General features: G+C 43.2%; 3 protein-coding genes. All 3 read left to right on the top strand.

From position 1 onward, the window contains the following. A partial coding sequence (locus SMIDD26_RS10725; RefSeq protein ID WP_246747041.1) for a tail fiber domain-containing protein occupies positions 1–989 on the top strand: 989 nt, incomplete at its 5' end. Continuing rightward, positions 982–1188: a hypothetical protein gene (locus SMIDD26_RS10720; protein WP_061440096.1), complete on the top strand. Its 207-nt coding sequence runs from the start codon at positions 982–984 to the stop codon at positions 1186–1188. The genes SMIDD26_RS10725 and SMIDD26_RS10720, both read left to right, overlap by 8 nt. Beyond that, positions 1185–1856, top strand: a 672-nt coding sequence (locus SMIDD26_RS10715; RefSeq protein WP_061440095.1) for a hypothetical protein, incomplete at its 3' end; no start/stop codon positions are given. The genes SMIDD26_RS10720 and SMIDD26_RS10715, both read left to right, overlap by 4 nt.

Genomic DNA, 1856 nt, shown 5'->3' with positions numbered 1-1856 from the left:
CGGGTGAGCAGTTAGCTTCTACTATTTCCGCAAGTCCAAGAGGCGTTGATATCATCGCTCCACACGTTCGTGTACAGTCGGATATGTTGGTAGACGGTGCGGTCACTGCTAGGAAGATGGCAGCTGGCTCCGTGACTGCTGAACATATCCAAGCTGGTGCGATCACAGGAGATAAAATCAACGTAGATGATGCCCTGATTCGGAACCTGACCGCTAGAGATGCCTTGATTGACAAACTGACATCTAAACGCATATTTGCGACAAAAATTGAATCAGTCATTACTAGCTCAACTGTTTTAGAGGGCTATAAGGGATGGATTGGTGGATTTCAATTAGGAACGCATGATTCAGGTTCTGGTCGTTGGCTTACTGGTCGGAATCACTTCTCGGTTGGAATGGGTGATGGTGAAGGTGGCAGCGGACGTACAGCACTTTGGGTAAATTGGGGATCTGATTGGAGCGAACCTGGATACTATGCATGGTTTGTAAAAAATAATGGCAAGATGTATTGTTATAATACTGCTGAATTTTGGAAAACACCAATTATCCACGGCGACCTAAAAGTTACAGGTAAAATATTCTATGACAATGGTACTTGGATATATTCAAGTGAGTACGAAAAGATAGGACGAAGCAGTAAAGATTATTTCTATTTGGAAAAAGCTAGTGGTTCCAGAGACTGGTTTCCAGCTTGGAATGATGCATCTGACCGACGATATAAGGAGAATATCAAAGATAGTGAAGTATCTGCTCTTGAAATAATCAATAACCTTAAAACTTACAGTTATCGTAAAAATATTGATGGACAAATTGAAGATATAGCTTGCGGTATCATGGCTCAAGATGTCAAAAAGTATGCATCTGACGCTTTTCGTGAAACGCCAGATGGAATCTATACCTATAATACCTTTGCTTTGGTTCCTTACCTCATCAAAGCCATCCAAGAACTAGACCAGAAAATCAAAGAAATGGAGTACACACATGGATAATCACATAATCGACAAGCTAGTCACTGAGACGCTCGCTAACCGCTTGGCTGAGGGCGAATTGGGTCGTGCGCATTTAGAAGCACGCTATACGCTGACTTTGGCTGAATTACAGGGCTTTAAAGCCGTGCTGGAATACGAGCCAGCCCTCCAAGAACTTTTTGACGAAACGCAAGCGAAAATGAAAGGAACTAACGCATGACTTACAAATTAACAGGAAGCCCGATTTTGAAAGGGGAAAAGAATGTAACGATCGTAACGATTGAGAAAGAAGAACCTGGTCGCTACAGTTATGAGCGTGTTGAATTACCAGGCAATCGCACGCAGGACAATGAAGAAGTGCTGATTCAAGCAGTTCTTGACTTCATCCGCACAGAACTTAACCCAACGAGTGCCATCGTTACTACTCAAGCTAAATTAGAGCAGACTCTGACTAAATTGGAACAGACTGAACAGAAAGTAGCTCAAACTCAAGCAAACCTTGAACAAACTAAAGAAAAATTGACGCAAGCAGAAGCGAAGCAGACGGCTACAGACCAAGCAGTTAAGCACAATCAGGAAGAAACTGACCGCTATGGGAAAATCATTCATGCGGTCGTTTTAAATGCTGTAGCAGGCAAGACAATCGCTTATGGAACTAACTACAAGGAATTGGTAGAGTTGATTCCACTTGCTGAAGTTGGGAAACATTACTTGGCACATGACTTGATTACCATCGAAGATCTAGCGCACGTTGAGGTAGACGGAGAAGGCAAGCGTATCTTGGTTCAGTTGAACAAGGAATTCACGTATAATGGCGAACCAGTCAGCGACTTTGCCCGAAACGGTCGTCTTGAAATGGACGGAACAGGGGCAGCATGGAAGTACGAA

It is taken from the genome of Streptococcus mitis (assembly GCF_001579035.1).
GTDB lineage: Bacteria > Bacillota > Bacilli > Lactobacillales > Streptococcaceae > Streptococcus > Streptococcus mitis_J.
The sequence above is the reverse complement of the archived record's forward strand: the minus strand, read 5'-3'. Positions and strand labels throughout refer to the sequence as shown.

Excerpts from the sequence above, each read along its gene's own strand:
- SMIDD26_RS10720 (WP_061440096.1), top strand. The coding sequence starts at position 982 with ATGGATAATCACATAATCGACAAGCTAGTCACTGAGACGCTCGCTAAC.